At 55.2% G+C, this 16,193-nt stretch carries 18 protein-coding genes; 12 read left to right on the forward strand and 6 right to left on the reverse strand.

The annotated features are described in order from the left end of the window. Positions 1-3 precede the first annotated feature (3 nt). From trpCF to trpA, 3 genes are read left to right on the forward strand one after another with little or no spacing between them, the layout of a single operon-like run. Positions 4-1,362, forward strand: coding sequence for a bifunctional indole-3-glycerol-phosphate synthase TrpC/phosphoribosylanthranilate isomerase TrpF (gene trpCF / locus ACMYSP_RS01845; RefSeq protein WP_434585246.1), 1,359 nt, complete (start codon positions 4-6; stop codon positions 1,360-1,362). A gap of 14 nt (positions 1,363-1,376) precedes the next feature. After that, entirely contained in the window at positions 1,377-2,570 is a 1,194-nt protein-coding gene (gene trpB / locus ACMYSP_RS01850; RefSeq protein ID WP_434585248.1) for a tryptophan synthase subunit beta, read from the forward strand. Next, complete coding sequence (trpA, locus tag ACMYSP_RS01855; RefSeq protein WP_434585250.1) at positions 2,570-3,379, forward strand: tryptophan synthase subunit alpha; 810 nt, start codon at positions 2,570-2,572, stop codon at positions 3,377-3,379. The genes trpB and trpA overlap by 1 nt, the downstream gene beginning before the upstream one ends. A gap of 32 nt (positions 3,380-3,411) precedes the next feature. On the opposite strand, the gene ACMYSP_RS01860 is transcribed toward trpA, so the two are convergent. Beyond that, on the reverse strand, positions 3,412-3,867 hold the full coding sequence (locus ACMYSP_RS01860) for a MarR family winged helix-turn-helix transcriptional regulator (RefSeq protein WP_434585252.1): 456 nt from the start codon (positions 3,865-3,867) through the stop codon (positions 3,412-3,414). A 75-nt stretch (positions 3,868-3,942) separates the two neighbouring features. On the opposite strand from ACMYSP_RS01860, the gene ACMYSP_RS01865 reads away from it, so the two are divergent. Next, positions 3,943-4,890: a quinone oxidoreductase family protein gene (locus ACMYSP_RS01865; protein ID WP_434585254.1), complete on the forward strand. Its 948-nt coding sequence runs from the start codon at positions 3,943-3,945 to the stop codon at positions 4,888-4,890. Between the two features lie 259 nt (positions 4,891-5,149). Here ACMYSP_RS01865 and ompW read toward each other — a convergent pair whose 3' ends face one another. Continuing rightward, complete coding sequence (gene ompW / locus ACMYSP_RS01870) at positions 5,150-5,785, reverse strand: outer membrane protein OmpW (RefSeq protein ID WP_123754022.1); 636 nt, start codon at positions 5,783-5,785, stop codon at positions 5,150-5,152. A 350-nt stretch (positions 5,786-6,135) separates the two neighbouring features. Here ompW and ACMYSP_RS01875 point away from each other — a divergent pair, with 350 nt between their 5' ends. The 4 genes from ACMYSP_RS01875 to yciA all read left to right on the forward strand — a co-directional run bounded on the left by ACMYSP_RS01875 (position 6,136) and on the right by yciA (position 9,019). After that, a complete protein-coding gene (locus ACMYSP_RS01875; RefSeq protein WP_123754021.1) occupies positions 6,136-6,879 on the forward strand; it encodes a YciC family protein in 744 nt (247 codons plus the stop codon). A 53-nt stretch (positions 6,880-6,932) separates the two neighbouring features. Then, a complete protein-coding gene (locus tag ACMYSP_RS01880; protein WP_123754020.1) occupies positions 6,933-7,469 on the forward strand; it encodes a septation protein A in 537 nt (178 codons plus the stop codon). 331 nt (positions 7,470-7,800) lie between these two features. Beyond that, entirely contained in the window at positions 7,801-8,460 is a 660-nt protein-coding gene (locus ACMYSP_RS01885) for a hypothetical protein (RefSeq protein ID WP_434585257.1), read from the forward strand. Between the two features lie 160 nt (positions 8,461-8,620). Further along, positions 8,621-9,019, forward strand: coding sequence for an acyl-CoA thioester hydrolase YciA (yciA, locus tag ACMYSP_RS01890; protein ID WP_095096945.1), 399 nt, complete (start codon positions 8,621-8,623; stop codon positions 9,017-9,019). Between the two features lie 35 nt (positions 9,020-9,054). On the opposite strand, the gene ACMYSP_RS01895 is transcribed toward yciA, so the two are convergent. Next, the gene (locus tag ACMYSP_RS01895; RefSeq protein ID WP_434585259.1) at positions 9,055-9,591 is read right to left on the reverse strand and encodes a YniB family protein; all 537 of its coding nucleotides are present in this window, start codon (positions 9,589-9,591) and stop codon (positions 9,055-9,057) included. 131 nt (positions 9,592-9,722) lie between these two features. On the opposite strand from ACMYSP_RS01895, the gene hxpB reads away from it, so the two are divergent. The 4 genes from hxpB (at position 9,723) to ACMYSP_RS01915 (ending at position 13,512) form a co-directional block, all read left to right on the forward strand. Then, positions 9,723-10,391 (forward strand): hexitol phosphatase HxpB, encoded by a 669-nt coding sequence (gene hxpB / locus ACMYSP_RS01900; protein ID WP_434585261.1) that lies wholly within the window; start codon positions 9,723-9,725, stop codon positions 10,389-10,391. Positions 10,392-10,543: 152 nt separating this feature from the next. After that, positions 10,544-11,305 (forward strand): 2-dehydro-3-deoxy-D-gluconate 5-dehydrogenase KduD, encoded by a 762-nt coding sequence (gene kduD, locus ACMYSP_RS01905; protein WP_434585263.1) that lies wholly within the window; start codon positions 10,544-10,546, stop codon positions 11,303-11,305. 91 nt (positions 11,306-11,396) lie between these two features. Further along, positions 11,397-11,987, forward strand: a complete 591-nt coding sequence (locus tag ACMYSP_RS01910; protein WP_174508930.1) for a metal-dependent hydrolase — start codon at positions 11,397-11,399, stop codon at positions 11,985-11,987. A 133-nt stretch (positions 11,988-12,120) separates the two neighbouring features. Further along, complete coding sequence (locus ACMYSP_RS01915; protein ID WP_434585265.1) at positions 12,121-13,512, forward strand: L-cystine transporter; 1,392 nt, start codon at positions 12,121-12,123, stop codon at positions 13,510-13,512. Between the two features lie 74 nt (positions 13,513-13,586). On the opposite strand, the gene cedA is transcribed toward ACMYSP_RS01915, so the two are convergent. The 3 genes from cedA to ACMYSP_RS01930 form a co-directional block, all read right to left on the reverse strand. After that, positions 13,587-13,826, reverse strand: a complete 240-nt coding sequence (cedA, locus tag ACMYSP_RS01920; RefSeq protein WP_434585267.1) for a cell division activator CedA — start codon at positions 13,824-13,826, stop codon at positions 13,587-13,589. Positions 13,827-13,991: 165 nt separating this feature from the next. After that, positions 13,992-14,750, reverse strand: a complete 759-nt coding sequence (gene chbG, locus ACMYSP_RS01925; RefSeq protein ID WP_434585269.1) for a chitin disaccharide deacetylase — start codon at positions 14,748-14,750, stop codon at positions 13,992-13,994. Positions 14,751-14,762: 12 nt separating this feature from the next. Continuing rightward, on the reverse strand, positions 14,763-16,109 hold the full coding sequence (locus ACMYSP_RS01930; protein WP_434585271.1) for a 6-phospho-beta-glucosidase: 1,347 nt from the start codon (positions 16,107-16,109) through the stop codon (positions 14,763-14,765). Between the last annotated feature and the right edge of the window lie 84 nt (positions 16,110-16,193).

The raw sequence follows: 16,193 nt of genomic DNA on the forward strand, positions 1-16,193 counted from the left end.
ATAATGCAGACCGTTTTAGCAAAAATCGTTGCCGACAAAGCGATTTGGGTAGAAGCCCGCAAACAACAGCAACCGTTAGCCAGTTTTCTGAACGAGGTCGTTCCGACACAGCGCCACTTTTACGATGCGCTCGCCGGAACCCGCACCGCGTTTATTCTGGAATGCAAAAAAGCGTCTCCGTCGAAAGGACTGATTCGCCAGGATTTTGACCCGGCAACTATCGCCGGCGTCTATAAAAACTACGCCTCAGCCATCTCCGTACTGTGTGATGAGAAATATTTCCAGGGCAGCTTCGATTTTCTACCGATCGTCAGCGCCATCGCGCCACAGCCGATACTGTGTAAGGATTTCACCATCGATCCTTACCAGATTTATCTGGCGCGTTACTACCAGGCCGATGCCTGTCTGCTGATGCTGTCGGTGCTGGATGACGAACAGTATCGCCAGCTGTCCGCCGTCGCCCACAGCCTGAATATGGGCGTGCTGACCGAAGTCAGCAATGAAGAAGAGCTGGAGCGCGCCATTGCGCTGGAAGCCAAAGTGGTCGGAATTAACAACCGCGACCTGCGCGATATGTCGATCGACCTGAACCGCACCCGTCAGCTGGCACCACGTCTGGGCCATGATGTCACGGTGATCAGCGAATCCGGCATTCATACCTACGCCGAAGTGCGTGAGCTCAGCCATTTTGCCAACGGCTTCCTGATCGGCTCCGCGCTGATGGAACATGCCGACCTCGATGGCGCAGTGAAGCGCGTACTGCTTGGCGAAAACAAAGTCTGCGGCCTGACCCGCCCGCAGGATGCGCAGATTGCCTGCGAATCCGGTGCGATTTATGGCGGACTGATCTTCGTCCCTACCTCGCCGCGCGTGGTCAACGAAACCCAGGCAAAAGAGATTATTCAGGCGGCGCCGCTGCGCTACGTTGGCGTGTTCCGCGACGCACCGATCGCCGAAGTAGCAGCTCGGGCAGAGCATCTGCAACTGGCCGCCATTCAACTGCATGGCAATGAAGATCAGGCCTATATCGACGCCCTGCGCGCGGCGCTGGCGGATAACGTTGAGATCTGGAAAGCCCTGAGCGTCAGCGACACGCTGCCGCCGCGCAATCTCAACCACGTCGACAAGTATCTTTTCGATAATGGCCAGGGCGGTAGCGGCCAGCGTTTCGACTGGACACTGCTGCAAGGCCAGGACCTGCGTAACGTCATACTGGCGGGCGGTCTGGGTGCCGATAACTGTGTAGACGCCGCCAAAAGCGGCTGTGCCGGACTCGATTTTAATTCAGGCGTTGAGTCGCAGCCGGGGATTAAAGATGCCAGCAAGCTGGCCTCGGTTTTCCAGACGCTGCGCGCATATTAAGGAGCAATGCAATAATGAGTACTTTACTGAACCCCTATTTTGGTGAATTCGGCGGTATGTACGTCCCGCAGATCCTGATGCCTGCCCTGCGCCAGCTGGAAGAAGCGTTCGTCAGCGCGCAGAAAGATCCTGCGTTTCAGGCCGAATTTAACGATCTGCTGAAAAACTACGCCGGTCGTCCGACGGCGCTGACCAAATGCCGTAACCTGACCGAAGGTACCCGCACCACGTTGTACCTCAAGCGTGAAGACCTGCTGCACGGCGGCGCGCATAAAACCAACCAGGTCCTGGGTCAGGCGCTGCTGGCTAAGCGCATGGGTAAAACCGAAATTATCGCCGAAACCGGCGCCGGTCAGCACGGCGTGGCCTCAGCACTCGCCAGCGCCCTGCTCGGCCTGAAATGCCGCATCTATATGGGGGCAAAAGACGTTGAGCGTCAGTCGCCGAACGTCTTCCGTATGCGTTTAATGGGCGCAGAGGTGATTCCGGTGCACAGCGGTTCCGCTACCCTGAAAGATGCCTGTAACGAAGCCCTGCGCGACTGGTCTGGCAGCTACGAAACCGCGCACTACATGCTCGGTACCGCGGCTGGCCCGCACCCGTTCCCGACCATCGTACGTGAGTTCCAGCGGATGATTGGCGAAGAGACCAAAGCGCAAATTCTGGAGAAAGAAGGACGCCTGCCAGATGCGGTTATCGCCTGCGTCGGCGGCGGTTCCAACGCCATCGGTATGTTTGCTGACTTTATCGACGAAACCAACGTCGGACTGATCGGCGTCGAGCCTGCTGGTCACGGGATTGAAACCGGGGAACACGGCGCACCGCTGAAACACGGACGCGTCGGAATCTATTTCGGCATGAAGTCGCCGATGATGCAGACCGCTGACGGCCAGATTGAAGAGTCCTACTCCATTTCGGCCGGTCTCGATTTCCCGTCTGTTGGCCCACAGCACGCCTTCCTCAACAGCACCGGGCGCGCCGATTACGTCTCAATCACCGATAACGAAGCGCTGGACGCCTTTAAAGCCCTTTCCCGCCATGAAGGGATTATTCCGGCCCTGGAGTCCTCCCACGCGCTGGCCCATGCGTTGAAAATGATGCGTGAGAACCCGGAAAAAGAGCAGTTGCTGGTGGTTAACCTGTCCGGTCGCGGCGATAAAGACATCTTCACCGTACACGACATTCTGAAAGCGCGAGGGGAAATCTGATGGAACGTTATGAGACGCTGTTTGCACAACTGAAAAGCCGCCAGGAAGGCGCGTTTGTTCCCTTCGTCACCCTCGGCGACCCGAATCCGGAACTGTCGTTAAAAATCATTGATACGCTGATTGAAGCCGGCGCCGATGCGCTGGAGCTGGGGATCCCCTTCTCCGACCCGCTGGCGGACGGTCCGACCATCCAGGGAGCAACCCTGCGTGCCTTTGCCGCCGGTGTCAACCCGGCGCAGTGTTTTGAGATGCTGGCGGCAATTCGCCAGAAGCACCCGACGATCCCGATTGGCCTGCTGATGTACGCTAATCTGGTGTTCAGCCCAGGGATCGACGCGTTTTACGCCGAATGCCAGCGGGTTGGCGTCGATTCGGTGCTGGTCGCCGACGTTCCTATTGAAGAATCCGCGCCTTTCCGTCAGGCCGCGCTGCGTCATAACATCGCGCCGATCTTCATCTGCCCGCCGAACGCCGATGACGAACTGTTACGCCAGATCGCCTCCTGGGGACGCGGCTATACCTACCTGCTGTCGCGCGCCGGCGTTACCGGAGCGGAAAACCGCGCCGCGCTGCCGCTGCATCATTTGGTGGCTAAACTGGCCGAATACAACGCCGCACCGCCGCTGCAGGGCTTTGGTATCTCCGCGCCGGATCAGGTCACTGCCGCGCTTGACGCTGGCGCCGCCGGGGCCATTTCCGGCTCGGCGATCGTCAAAATTATCGAACGCAACCTGAACGACCCGCAGACCATGCTGGCCGAGCTGAAAACCTTCGTCCAGAGCCTGAAAGCCGCCACCAAAGCGGCATAACGGCACCTGCCGCCTGGCACCACGCCAGGCGGTTATTTTCGCTGCAGGCTATCGGCATATTGCCGCGTCAGGCGAAATAACGCCCGCACATCTGTTTCATCCCACCCCGCCAGTACCTGATTCATCAGCCGCGTTCTGGCTACCGCAATCCGTTCAATCAACGCCATGCCCTGCTCGCTCAGCGACACTTCACTGATCCGTCGGTCGTTGGCATTCGGCTGCTTTATCGCCAGCCCTTGCGCTTCCAGTTTTTTCAGTTGGCGACTGACGGTGGTGTAATCCCTCCCCAGGCCATCCGCCAGCTCCACCACCCCCACTGGCCCGTAGCGATTGATCGCCACCAGCAGTGGAAACAGAACGTGATCGAGCTGGACATCTGCCGCCTGCAGCAATTGCTCATCCCGCACCGGCTGGTTCATCACGCTAATGATGTCGAGCAGTGCGCCGTGGAAATCGGTGATGTCGTAATTATTATGTGCATCTTGCATATATTTTTTAACCGGGTATAGTGCCGTTATCAGATATGTGCATTTTACACATAATCATCTTCAGGAGATAACATTATGAAAGCCGCCGTTGTTTTTGACCTGCAACAAGGGCCCGTATGGGCCGATTTTAACGATCCTCAGGCCGATGCGCAGCATGCGTTGGTCAAGGTGAACGCTGCCGCCATCAGCCACGTGGTGAAGAGCCGTGCCAGCGGAAAGCACTACAGTTATGATGGCCAACTGCCGTTTATCGTCGGTATCGATGGCACCGGCACCCTGGCCGACGGTCAGCGCGTCTACTTCGCCTTTCCGACAGCGCCATGGGGGAGCATGGCACAATGGGCCCCGGTCGCGCTGAGACATAGCCTGCCTTTACCGGATGCGCTGGATGATATTACCGCCGCTGCGATGGCAAATCCCGGTATGTCCGCCTGGGCCGCATTAGTGAAGCGGGCCGGACTGGCCGCTGGAGAGACCGTTTTGATTAATGGCGCCACCGGCAGCGCCGGGCAGTTGGCGGTGCAAATTGCCCGTTTTCTCGGGGCGAAAAAAATCATCGCCACCGGTCGCAACGCGCAGGCGCTGGCCGCTCTCGACGCCGATGTCTGCATCAACCTGACGGAAGATGAGCCGACGTTACACGCCCGGTTTAGCGAGCAGGCGGCGCAGCAAATAGACGTGGTGGTGGATTATTTATGGGGGCACAGCGCTGAGGTGATGTTGCCCGCGCTGGCAAAACACAGCCCGGGCCGCGCGCCGGTGCGCTATGTTCAGGTCGGTTCTCTTGCCGGCAGCGATATTGCTCTTAACGCCACCGTGCTGCGCTCCGCACCGTTGCAACTGATGGGCAGTGGTATTGGCAGCCTGTCGATGCCTCAGCTGCTTGCCGCCACCGGCGAAATGTTACAGGCTGCCGCCACGGGTGGTTTTACTATCGCCACCACCCCGCTACCGTTAGCCGACGTGGCCAGCGCCTGGCCGCAAGATAACAGTCAGAAACGCACTGTTTTTGTGATCGAATAAAAAAATCGCTTCCGCACAAAAGTTGGGGTTGATATCTTAGATGAGAACTATTATCTTTCTCATTACCGAATAGTTGAGCAAAACACTCAGGTATTCGGTACGACATTGCTCACATTGCTTCCAGTATTTTTCGCCCGCACTTGTGCGGGCTTTTTTTTGGCCTTGTGCCATCTACTATCTTAGCCGGGCATGCCCCGTGGCTCAGGATTAGCAAAGCTAGTCATAGCCAACCAGCTTCACTCAGACAGTGCAGACGCGTTTAGAACCGGTAACCGGCGGAGAACATAAACACCCACGGATCCAGGCGGGTACTGACTTTCTGGTCCACGCCGCCGGCTTTGAATTTCACGTCGGTGTCGATATCCATGTACCACACCGACATGTTCAGCAGCCAGTCACGGTTAATCAGGTAGTCCAGCCCCACCTGACCTGCCGCCCCCCACGAATCCTTCAGGCTCAGATCCGACAGCCCGGCGTCTTTGCCGGTATCGTTAAAGTCTTCATTAAAGAAGGTGGTGTAGTTGATACCAGCACCGATATAGGGACGGACTTTGCTCTGCGCGTCGCCAAAATACCACTGGGCCATTAACGTTGGCGGGAGCAGATTGACGGTGGCGATGTTGCCCGTCGGACCGGTGCCGACTTTATGACGGAACGGCGTAGCGGCCAGCAGCTCAACGCCGATGTTATCCGTCGCCATATAGGTGAAGGTTAACCCCAACTGCGTATTATTGTTGACGTTGAACCCGCCCAGACTCCCCAACACGTTATCCGAGCCTTCCGTCGGGCGAACGGTCGCCGTACCTGCACGAATAAAGAACTCCCCGGCTTCATGCGCCCAGACGCTGCCAGAAAGGGTACTTAAAATAATGCCAGCCACTGCTAATTTTTTCATATCCACTTCCTCGTTATGGTTATTTCGCGGTGAATATACCCATAATGAGTTAGATTTGATCCAACATAGATCACACTAAGTCATGAGATGTAACATTTATTGATCCAGATTAATTTTCTGTAAATGACTGTAATTGAATCATTACCGATTACATCAGTTTTACCCCGGATGCGTTGATAGTGGCAGCTTACTCACCGAACGGCGGTAAAAAATCGCGCCCACAGGTGGTTCTCTCTTCATCTGTCTTTACAAAGATATACTTAGCCTGATGTGAGCAGAGCGTGCTACGCGCAAGGGATTTGCGGTACAATCGCCGGCTAGCTAACACCAGTAATACTCAAGGAGAGTGCATGTCTATCACGGCGAAGTCCGTCTACCGTGACACGGGAAATTTCTTTCGTAATCAGTTCGTCACCATTTTGCTGATTGCCTTGTTGTGCGCATTAATTACGGTAGTCCTTGGCCATGCTTTTTCACCCAGTGAAGAGCAGCTCTCAATACTGAGTGAAGGTGACAATCTGGCGGGTAGCGCTGGGTTGTTTGAACTGGTACAGAACATGACCCCTGAGCAACAGCAGATCCTGCTGCGGGCCTCGGCGGCCTCCACCTTTTCCGGGCTGGTCGGGAATGCGATTCTCGCCGGCGGCATGCTGCTGTTGATTCAGCTGGTTTCCGCAGGCCAGCGGGTCAGCGCCCTGCGCGCGATTGGCGCTTCTGCGCCGGTTATGCCAAAGCTGCTGCTGCTAATCCTGTTCACCACCTTTGTGGTGCAGATGGGGATGATGCTGGTTCTGGTGCCTGGCGTATTATTGGCCATCGTGCTGTCCTTTGCCCCCATCATGCTGGTGCAGGATAAGCTGGGGATCTTCAACGCCATGCGCAGCAGTATTCGTCTGGCGTGGGCCAATTTGCGTCTGGTTGCACCGGTGATCCTCGGCTGGCTGCTGGCCAAAACCCTGCTGCTGCTGTTTGCATCCAGCTTCGCGGTACTGACGCCAAACGTGGGTGCAGTGGTCATCAATACGATCAGCAACCTGATTTCTGCCCTGCTGCTGATCTATTTGTTCCGCTTGTATATGCTTATTCGCCACTAAATTTAACCCTGGCCGGAAGTCATCCGGCCAAATCTGAACAACGGATCCAATGTATGAAGCAGTTTCTGGATTTTTTACCGCTGGTAGTCTTCTTTGCATTCTACAAGCTCTATGATATCTACGCCGCGACCACCGCGCTGATTGTCGCTACCGCTATCGTGTTGATCTACACCTGGGTACGCTATCGCAAAGTTGAAAAAATGGCGCTGATCACCTTTGTGCTGGTGGCCGTTTTTGGTGGTCTGACAATTTTCTTCCATAACGATGAGTTTATTAAATGGAAGGTCACCGTCATCTATGTGCTGTTCGCCGGTGCGCTGCTGTTCAGCCAGTGGGTAATGAAAAAGCCGCTGATCCAGCGCATGCTGGGTAAAGAACTGACCCTGCCGCAACAGGTGTGGTCGCGCCTGAACCTTGCCTGGGCGCTGTTCTTTATCCTCTGCGGGCTGGCAAATATCTACATCGCGTTCTGGTTACCACAGAATATCTGGGTCAACTTCAAGGTCTTCGGCCTGACGGCGCTGACGCTGGTTTTCACTCTGCTGAGCGGCGTGTATATCTACCGCCATATGCCGCAGGACGATAAGTGAGTGACGTAGAATAAAACCTCACGGCAGCCAATGCGCAGTCCTGGCCAGGTGGGTAAGTAAACTAAACAGCACGCTTTCGTGGCCGTATAGCACGAGGCGTGTTTTTTTTTAGCGCGCAGAAGATAAATAACATTAAATCCCTAAGTTAAATCATAGCCATCCCTCTTTGTTCATTTCCCCTCCTCCGGTTTCGTCCAGGTAAAAGGTCCCTGTTTATCATCGATCCTGCCTCCTTCCTGTCACTTCGATAATGGGCCATATCGCCTGGTGTTGTCAGGTTACTGATATACACTAAACACATGATGTGACACGACATGGCGAGGAGAAACAGATGGTAAAGTCCGGCTCTATCTATAAACATGTACCTGTAAATGATCCACAGCTTCTGGAGTTTTCGTCCTTGCTGAGCCCTTCACAAAAACCGGTATTGGTACCGGTTATTGATACGCCAGGTCCGAACGGGAATTCTTACTGGAACGTCGCGGCAGCGATAAAAAAAGTGGGCGGTAAGATGTCACTGGGGTGGGAAATAAATCGCTGGCCAGGCTGTTTTCTCGTGGCCACTCATCATGCCGTGTTGATGTCAGCCGATGGCGAGCTGTTCGATGTCACGGCCAGATCGCCGGTTTCGGACAAACCATTTGCCACCACGTTTCTTCCTGATAACTCAATCACAATTGATATTGATAAATCCCCATCGGTACCATCAAGATTTTTTGTGCTTAACAGTGCCGCTGAAGTGTCATCCTACATACGTACTTATGAAAATCTCAATGCCTCTGAAAAAGCGCTTAATGAGTTACTGTATGAATGTGGGTACCGATGCGAAACCAACAAAAACTTAGCTTCTGGAATCAACGAATTAACGCCAAACATCGTCAGTGCCGACCAGAAAAGGCTGGCGCAGATTAACGATAAAATCGTTGAGCAGAAATGGATAATGAAAGACAAGATAATGAAATTAATGAAATATTCAGACGCTCTTGCGTGACAACATTCCGCTTTCCTCCCTCCTGCCGTACACCTCCTCAGGAGGGAGCCTTCATGCTCACGACGACGTCCCACGCTCCAGCGGGTCATTCCCCTGTTTTCACTCCGCCATTTTCATAGTAGCATCGCGCTGATCTTCATTGACCAGCACAGAGTACAGAATGACAACAACAGATCTCGCGCCGAAGGGCGAAATGGTATTACGCACCCTGGCGATGCCGGCGGACACGAACGCCAATGGCGATATTTTTGGTGGTTGGTTGATGTCGCAAATGGATATCGGCGGTGCCATTATGGCCAAGGAGATCGCTCATGGTCGCGTGGTGACCGTGCGCGTGGACGGTATGACCTTTTTACGACCGGTCGCGGTGGGTGACGTGGTGTGCTGTTACGCGCGCTGCGTGAAGCGTGGCAACACCTCTATCACCATCAACATCGAAGTGTGGGTGAAGAAAGTCTCTTCGGAACCGATTGGTCAACGCTATAAAGCTACGGAAGCACTGTTTATCTACGTCGCGGTCGACAACCAAGGTAAACCACGCGCCATTCCTGGCGAGTAACAACAAAAACGGCCCGGATTACCGGGCCGTTTTTGTTACAGGAAACCGAGCAGAGAAAAGAAAATATAGCCGAGAATAATCACGATCACCGGCAGAATATACAGCGGAAAGTACTGCACCAGGATGGTATGACGAGGCACCACGATACTCCCCGCAATTTGCTCGCGGGTGCGCCCTTCTGGCCCTTTGGCCTGCTCCAGCAGCAGCTGATCTTCAACCCCTTCGCGCAGGAACTTCGCCTGACGACTCATTCGCGCACCCGAGGCCTGTAACGCCATGCCGACAAACACGAGGATATAGATAATCCAGAAGCCGATATTCAGGCTATGTCTAAAATCCGGGAGCGGCGAGTTGTACCAGAAAAAGTTAAGAAACGGCGTATTGAAACGTATCATTTCAATCATGACGTGGGCAAAATCCATCAGTACCGCATCAATGCCCGGCTTCTTTTCGCTGTGTTCGTACATAAACTTCAGTACCGAAATCAGCGTTGAAATCACCGCGGGAATAAAAATCACCCACCCTAAAATGCGTTTAAGTACTGCAATGCGTCCAGCTTGTTGATACGTCATCGATTCCCCTTAATTAAGACGCCTTAACCACTTGCTAAGTCTACCTTCAGTGGCGAATTTCGCCCAATAATGCGCGGTATGATATACCATGAGGAGATATTCATACTACTTACGCTACTGGAGAGGGACTTATGTCAGCAAAGCGACACATTCATGCCGCTATTTTTGATATGGATGGATTATTGATTGACTCCGAGCCGCTATGGGATCAGGCGGAACTGGAGGTTATTGCCAGCCTTGGCGTCGATATCGGCCGCCGCGATGAGCTGCCGGATATGCTGGGACTGCGTATCGATTTAGTGGTCGACCTGTGGTTTGCCCAGCAGCCGTGGCAAGGCCCGGACCGTGCCGAAGTCACCGCGCGGATTATCAACCGCGCGATCCAGCTGGTTGAAGCCTCACAGCCGTTACTGCCGGGCGCCCGTGAAGCCGTTGCATTGTGCAAAGCCCAGGGACTGAAAATTGGCCTCGCCTCCGCCTCTCCGCTGCGTATGCTGGAAAAAGTGCTCGCCATGTTTGATCTGCGCGACCAGTTCGATGCCCTTTCCTCCGCCGAATCGTTACCCTACAGCAAACCCCATCCTCAGGTGTATCTCAACTGCGCTGCCAGCCTGGGCGTCGACCCCATGGCCTGCGTCGCGCTGGAAGACTCCGTCAACGGTATGATCGCCAGCAAAGCCGCCCGGATGCGCTCAATCGTGGTACCTGCAGAGGAAAACCGCAACGACCCACGTTTTGTGCTGGCTGACGTCCGCCTCACCACCCTGGCCTCGCTGACCGCCGCTGAACTCGGCCTCTGATTTGCCTCCCTTTGTGATGAGCGGGTAACAACCCGCCCATCACAAAAATAAAACAGCGTTTCATTTTTCATTGTTTTTTCCTGCCTCAGCCTCTATGCTTGAACCTAACGGTGATGTTTAACGTATATATCAATCGGCATACAGAGGTGAATATGGTACTAAACGCCTTCGACCTGACGGGAAAGGTCGCAATCGTGACGGGATGTGACACGGGGCTGGGCCAGGGGATGACCCTGGGCCTTGCGCAGGCCGGGTGTGATATCGTCGGCGTCAATCGGAAGATCCCCCACAAAACGGCCGCCAAAGTCGAGGCGCTGGGCCGCCGGTTCACCGCCATTCAGGCAGACCTCAGCCGTCAGGACGATATCACCGGGATCGTCGCCAAAGCGGTCTCCGCCATGGGCCATATCGATATTCTGGTCAATAACGCCGGTACCATCCGCCGTGCGGACGCCCTGACGTTTACCGAACAGGACTGGGATGATGTGCTGAACCTCAACCTCAAGTCGGTGTTCTTTTTATCGCAGGCGGTCGCCAGACAGTTTATGCAGCAAGGTCGCGGCGGCAAGATCATTAACATCGCCTCAATGCTCTCTTTCCAGGGCGGCATCCGCGTCCCCTCGTATACCGCCTCCAAGAGCGGTGTGCTCGGGCTAACCCGCCTGATGGCCAACGAATGGGCCGGGCATCAGATTAACGTCAACGCCATTGCCCCGGGCTACATGGCCACCAATAACACCCAACAACTGCGGGATGACGCCGAGCGCAGTAAAGAGATCCTTGACCGTATTCCGGCCGGTCGCTGGGGCGTTGCCGATGACCTGCAAGGCCCGGTGGTATTCCTGGCCTCCGGCGCGGCGGATTATGTGAATGGTTATACCCTTGCGGTCGACGGCGGCTGGCTGGCACGGTGACATTTTTGTGACATAGAGTTACACCGTCACCTCTTCCGTGTACTGTATAAAAACCCTATACTGTATGAATTGACAGTTTAGGGTTTTTATCATGACGGCGGAAGGCCATCTCCTCTTTTCTATCGCCTGTGCGGTATTTGCGAAAAACGCAGAGTTAACTCCCGTGCTGGCACAGGGTGACTGGTGGCATATTGTCCCCTCCGCAGTGCTGACCTGCCTGCTGCCGGATATCGATCATCCGAAGTCGTTTCTCGGGCAGCGATTAAGCTGGATTGCCAAACCGGTTGCCCGGGCGTTTGGCCATCGGGGATTTACCCATAGCCTGCTGGCGGTCTTCGGCGCCATGACGCTGTTTTATCTGAAAGTGCCGGAAAGCTGGATTGTACCCGCCGACGCGGTACAGGGGCTGGTACTAGGTTATCTGAGCCACATTCTTGCCGATATGCTGACCCCGGCGGGTGTTCCGCTGTTGTGGCCCTGCCGCTGGCGTTTTCGCCTGCCGATCCTCGCGCCACGTAAAGGCAACCAGTTGGAACGCGCGCTCTGTATGGCGCTGTTTGTTTATGCCGTCTGGATGCCGCAAACCTTCGCCGAAAACAGCGCCGTACGCTGGTCGTCAGGGATGATTAATTCACTGCAGATCACCTTCAATCGCTTTATTAGTCATCAGGGCGGACGATAAACAGGCGGAAAACGCAGATTGGTTATAATCAATTCCATTTGAATATAAGTAATGAATTCCGCTTCTGCTAACCTTGCGCCCATAGCGCTGGTAACAGACCAGCCAGATAAAAAAACAAATCAGGAGAACGGGGATGAATTTTCCATTAATAGCGAACGTTATCGTGTTCGCGGTTTTACTGTTTGCGCTGGGGCAAACGCGGCATAAACAGTGGAGCCTCGCCAAAAAAGTGCTGGTCGGCCTCGTGGTCGGCGTGGTCTTCGGCCTGGCGCTGCAGCTGATTTACGGTTCTGACAGCCAGGTGCTGAAAGACTCCATTCAATGGTTTAACATCGTCGGTAATGGCTACGTACAGCTGCTGCAAATGATCGTGATGCCGCTGGTGTTTGCCTCGATTCTGAGTGCGGTTGCGCGTCTGCATAACGCTTCTCAATTGGGCAAAATCAGCTTCCTGAGCATCGGTACGCTGCTGTTCACCACGCTTATCGCCGCGCTGGTCGGCGTGCTGGTGACCAACCTGTTTGGCCTGACTGCCGAAGGTCTGGTGCAGGGTACAGCGGAAACCGCCCGCCTTAACGCCATTCAGAGCAATTACGTAGGTAAAGTTGCTGACCTCAGCGTCCCGCAGCTGATCCTCTCTTTCATTCCGAAGAACCCGTTTGCCGATCTGACCGGTGCCAATCCGACCTCGATCATCAGCATCGTCATCTTCTCCGCGTTCCTCGGCGTCGCGGCGCTGAAATTGCTGAAAGACGACGTCGCCAAAGGCCAACGCGTGCTGACCGCCATCGATACCCTGCAGGGCTGGGTGATGAAGCTCGTACGTCTGGTGATGCAGTTAACGCCATACGGCGTGCTGGCGTTGATGACCAAAGTCGTGGCCGGTTCCAATCTGCAGGACATCGTTAAGCTGGGCAGCTTTGTGGTGGCCTCTTACCTTGGCCTCGGCATCATGTTTGTGGTGCACGGTCTGCTGCTGGCGATCAACGGCGTGAGCCCGCTGAAATACTTCCGTAAGGTGTGGCCGGTTCTGACCTTTGCCTTTACCAGTCGTTCCAGCGCCGCGTCAATTCCGCTGAACGTCGAAGCGCAAACCCGTCGTCTGGGCGTACCGGAATCTATCGCCAGCTTCTCCGCCTCCTTCGGGGCGACTATCGGCCAGAACGGCTGTGCAGGTCTGTACCCGGCGATGCTGGCAGTCATGGTTGCACCAACCGTCGGTATCAACCCACTTGACCCGCTGTGGATCGCCACCCTGGTTGGCATCGTTACCGTCAGCTCCGCCGGCGTTGCTGGCGTCGGTGGCGGCGCGACCTTCGCCGCGCTGATCGTGCTGCCAGCCATGGGTCTGCCGGTAACCCTGGTCGCACTGCTGATCTCCGTTGAACCGCTGATCGATATGGGCCGTACCGCCCTCAACGTCAGCGGCTCGATGACCGCCGGCACCCTGACCAGCCAGTGGCTGCGCCAGACCGACAAAACGATTCTCGACAGCGAAGAAGACGCCGAACTGGCACATCGCTAACCGCTCGTTCCGGGCAGGTATAAAAAAACCGCAGAGTTAACCCTCTGCGGTTTTTTTTATGGTTCACCGGGCTGTCAGGAGGCGATGTCGCCTTCCTGGCGGATCTGCACGGCCCAGCGCTGTGCGGCCTCCGGCAGGCTGAACGGCGGTGAACGCCGGAAGTGCTCGTCCATCAGCACGAACGCGACATATTTCCCCCGCAACAGCCACACATCACGAAAACCGTCCATTTTGACGGCGTGTTCCGGCGGGGCTGGTTCCACTCGAGGCACGTAGCTAATGACAGGGCGATTTTGTTGGCGAAGTGTTTTCATAACCGATAGATTCACTAAACAAAGCGGGAGACATAATCAGCTATGATAGCCGATTGCAGCCCCTTTCGTCGCCCCTAACGTGTGCGTTCAGTGCGGCTTGCGGAAGATCGGAGCGTGGGTAGAGATAAAATCAGGGGAGGACTTGCCTCCCCTGTACGCTTCAGATTACACGTCGCGATAGGTGCCTAAACGATAACCGCGTTCGGCAATTGCATATTTCAATGACGCCGACGTCAGCACCTCCAGCTCCGCCAGACGCGGGTAGCAATAGGCGCTCCCCATGATAGTGTTATCGACAAATGCCGGGTGACACATCACTTCCAGCGATGCTTCATCTCGTTGAATGGAGTCATCCAGGGTTTGCAAAAACAGTGCTTCAGTAATGGCCTCACCGTAGAACTCACTGGTGAAACCATCGCTGCTGCGCGCCGCATCTTGCGCCAGGCCATCTCGTTGAGCAAGCTGGCGGTCAATACGCAGCGCTACCCCTTTTTCGCGGGCAAACGCGGCGACAATCGGGTAAATCCCGGCAATCATATGTACGTGGTGGTGACTGTCGATATGCGTCGGTTCGCAACCAAACAGCTCGACAAACCGGCTATACTGGCACGCCAGCTCATGCGCGATTTCGTCCAGCGGCAGGCTACCCTCTTCTGCCATCTGCCAGATCCACTTGCCTAAGCGCCCTTCACGAGTCAGCCCCGGCATGGCCGATAACGGCTCACCCAACGTCAGGACAAAATGCATCCCAATGCCCAGCTCCGGGACGCTGCGGCTCAGCTGGGCGGCGTGATCAATAGCCGCCCCGTTGACCAGCGCCGTTGTCGACGTGACAAGTCCATTTTTGCAGGCTTCAATAATCCCGTAGTTCTGGCCTTTGCTCAGGCCAAAATCGTCGGCATTAACGATTAACACGCGTTCCATCGGCCGCTCCCGTTAGTGTTTCAGTTTTTCAATGGTCGCCGCAAAGTTTGGCAGCCACTTTTCATGGGCCAGGATCATTTCACGTGCCAGCAGTTCGGCATCGCGGTCAGAATGAATCAGCGGGCTTAAATTCAGCGCCAGCAGCACATCGTTAAGCTCCCCACTGATTGCCGCCTGGCTGGCAGCCACTTCAAACCCTTTGATGGTATAAATCAGCCCCAGCACTTTCTCATCGAAATGGGTGATACGTGGCGTCGGGGTCGCCCCTTCACGGCCCAGCGTACAGGTCATTTCCACCGCCCAGTCGGCCGGGATGTTATCGATATGGCCATGGTGCGGAATGTTGACGTAGTGCTCGGTCTGCTTGTCATTGTAGATGGCATTGATGACTTCGCAGGCCGCGTCGGAGTAATAGGCCCCGCCGCGCAGCTCCAGCTCTTTCGGCTTGACGTTGAGATCCGGATTTTTATACAGCTCGAACAGCTGTTTCTCGACTTTCTGCACCACCTGGGCGCGGGCGCCGCCTTTGTAATACTCGCCCATTTCAATCGCCAGCATCTCTTTTGGCTTGAAGTAGTACAGCAGATAGGAGCACGGAATCAGGCGCAGAGAGCGAATCAGCCCCTCGCTGAACGGCAGATCGAAGATGTTTTTCACCGAGTTGGCGCTCAGGGTACCGGCAGCAACACCATCCAGCAGTTCGTCGAAACGTGACACGCCGTTTACCAGCACATCGCGCACGAAGACCAGGTGGTTCAGACCAAACAGATCGATAGACAGCTCATCGCTCGGGCTCAGCTGCAGTACGTCGGTGATGAACATTTTCATGCCGATCGGAATGTTGCAGACGCCAATGAAGCGTTTGAAGCCGGTGTGGCGATAGACCGCTTCGGTGACCATACCGGCCGGGTTGGTAAAGTTGATAATCCATGCGTCCGGGCAGATTTCCTGCACGTCTTTGACGATATCAAAAATCACCGGGATGGTACGCAGGCCTTTAAACAACCCGCCCGCGCCGTTGGTCTCCTGACCCAGATAGCCGTGGCTGAGCGGAATACGCTCGTCTTTTTCACGGGCCTTAAGCTGGCCAACGCGCAGCTGGGTAGTAACAAAGTGGGCGCCTTCGAGGGCGGCACGGCGATCCAGCGTTTTGTAGACTTTAATCGGCACGCCGGCTTTTTCCACCATGCGCTCGCACAGTGCATGAATAATATCGAGTTTTTCCTGGCCTTCCGCCACGTCCACCAACCACAGTTCCGTTATCGGCAGTTCGTGATAACGTTTCAGGAATCCTTCCAGTAATTCTGGGGTATAGCTGCTACCGCCGCCGATCGTGACAACTTTTAATTTCTGGCTCATTATACTCTCCCTTATGGCATCGCGAATTGCACGTAGCCTACCCTCCGCATCTACACGGACAGTAACTTGAATAATGTCGGAGGC

It is taken from the genome of Klebsiella sp. R390, assembly GCF_051131745.1.
Taxonomy (GTDB): Bacteria; Pseudomonadota; Gammaproteobacteria; order Enterobacterales; family Enterobacteriaceae; genus Klebsiella.

Excerpts from the sequence above, each read along its gene's own strand:
- ACMYSP_RS01885 (WP_434585257.1), top strand. The coding sequence starts at position 7,801 with ATGGTAAAGTCCGGCTCTATCTATAAACATGTACCTGTAAATGATCCA.
- kduD (WP_434585263.1), top strand. The coding sequence starts at position 10,544 with ATGGTACTAAACGCCTTCGACCTGACGGGAAAGGTCGCAATCGTGACG.
- ompW (WP_123754022.1), bottom strand. The coding sequence starts at position 5,785 with ATGAAAAAATTAGCAGTGGCTGGCATTATTTTAAGTACCCTTTCTGGC.
- ACMYSP_RS01910 (WP_174508930.1), top strand. The coding sequence starts at position 11,397 with ATGACGGCGGAAGGCCATCTCCTCTTTTCTATCGCCTGTGCGGTATTT.
- hxpB (WP_434585261.1), top strand. The coding sequence starts at position 9,723 with ATGTCAGCAAAGCGACACATTCATGCCGCTATTTTTGATATGGATGGA.
- ACMYSP_RS01865 (WP_434585254.1), top strand. The coding sequence starts at position 3,943 with ATGAAAGCCGCCGTTGTTTTTGACCTGCAACAAGGGCCCGTATGGGCC.
- ACMYSP_RS01915 (WP_434585265.1), top strand. The coding sequence starts at position 12,121 with ATGAATTTTCCATTAATAGCGAACGTTATCGTGTTCGCGGTTTTACTG.
- cedA (WP_434585267.1), bottom strand. The coding sequence starts at position 13,826 with ATGAAAACACTTCGCCAACAAAATCGCCCTGTCATTAGCTACGTGCCT.
- ACMYSP_RS01895 (WP_434585259.1), bottom strand. The coding sequence starts at position 9,591 with ATGACGTATCAACAAGCTGGACGCATTGCAGTACTTAAACGCATTTTA.
- trpB (WP_434585248.1), top strand. The coding sequence starts at position 1,377 with ATGAGTACTTTACTGAACCCCTATTTTGGTGAATTCGGCGGTATGTAC.
- yciA (WP_095096945.1), top strand. The coding sequence starts at position 8,621 with ATGACAACAACAGATCTCGCGCCGAAGGGCGAAATGGTATTACGCACC.
- ACMYSP_RS01930 (WP_434585271.1), bottom strand. The coding sequence starts at position 16,109 with ATGAGCCAGAAATTAAAAGTTGTCACGATCGGCGGCGGTAGCAGCTAT.
- trpCF (WP_434585246.1), top strand. The coding sequence starts at position 4 with ATGCAGACCGTTTTAGCAAAAATCGTTGCCGACAAAGCGATTTGGGTA.
- trpA (WP_434585250.1), top strand. The coding sequence starts at position 2,570 with ATGGAACGTTATGAGACGCTGTTTGCACAACTGAAAAGCCGCCAGGAA.
- chbG (WP_434585269.1), bottom strand. The coding sequence starts at position 14,750 with ATGGAACGCGTGTTAATCGTTAATGCCGACGATTTTGGCCTGAGCAAA.
- ACMYSP_RS01875 (WP_123754021.1), top strand. The coding sequence starts at position 6,136 with ATGTCTATCACGGCGAAGTCCGTCTACCGTGACACGGGAAATTTCTTT.
- ACMYSP_RS01860 (WP_434585252.1), bottom strand. The coding sequence starts at position 3,867 with ATGCAAGATGCACATAATAATTACGACATCACCGATTTCCACGGCGCA.
- ACMYSP_RS01880 (WP_123754020.1), top strand. The coding sequence starts at position 6,933 with ATGAAGCAGTTTCTGGATTTTTTACCGCTGGTAGTCTTCTTTGCATTC.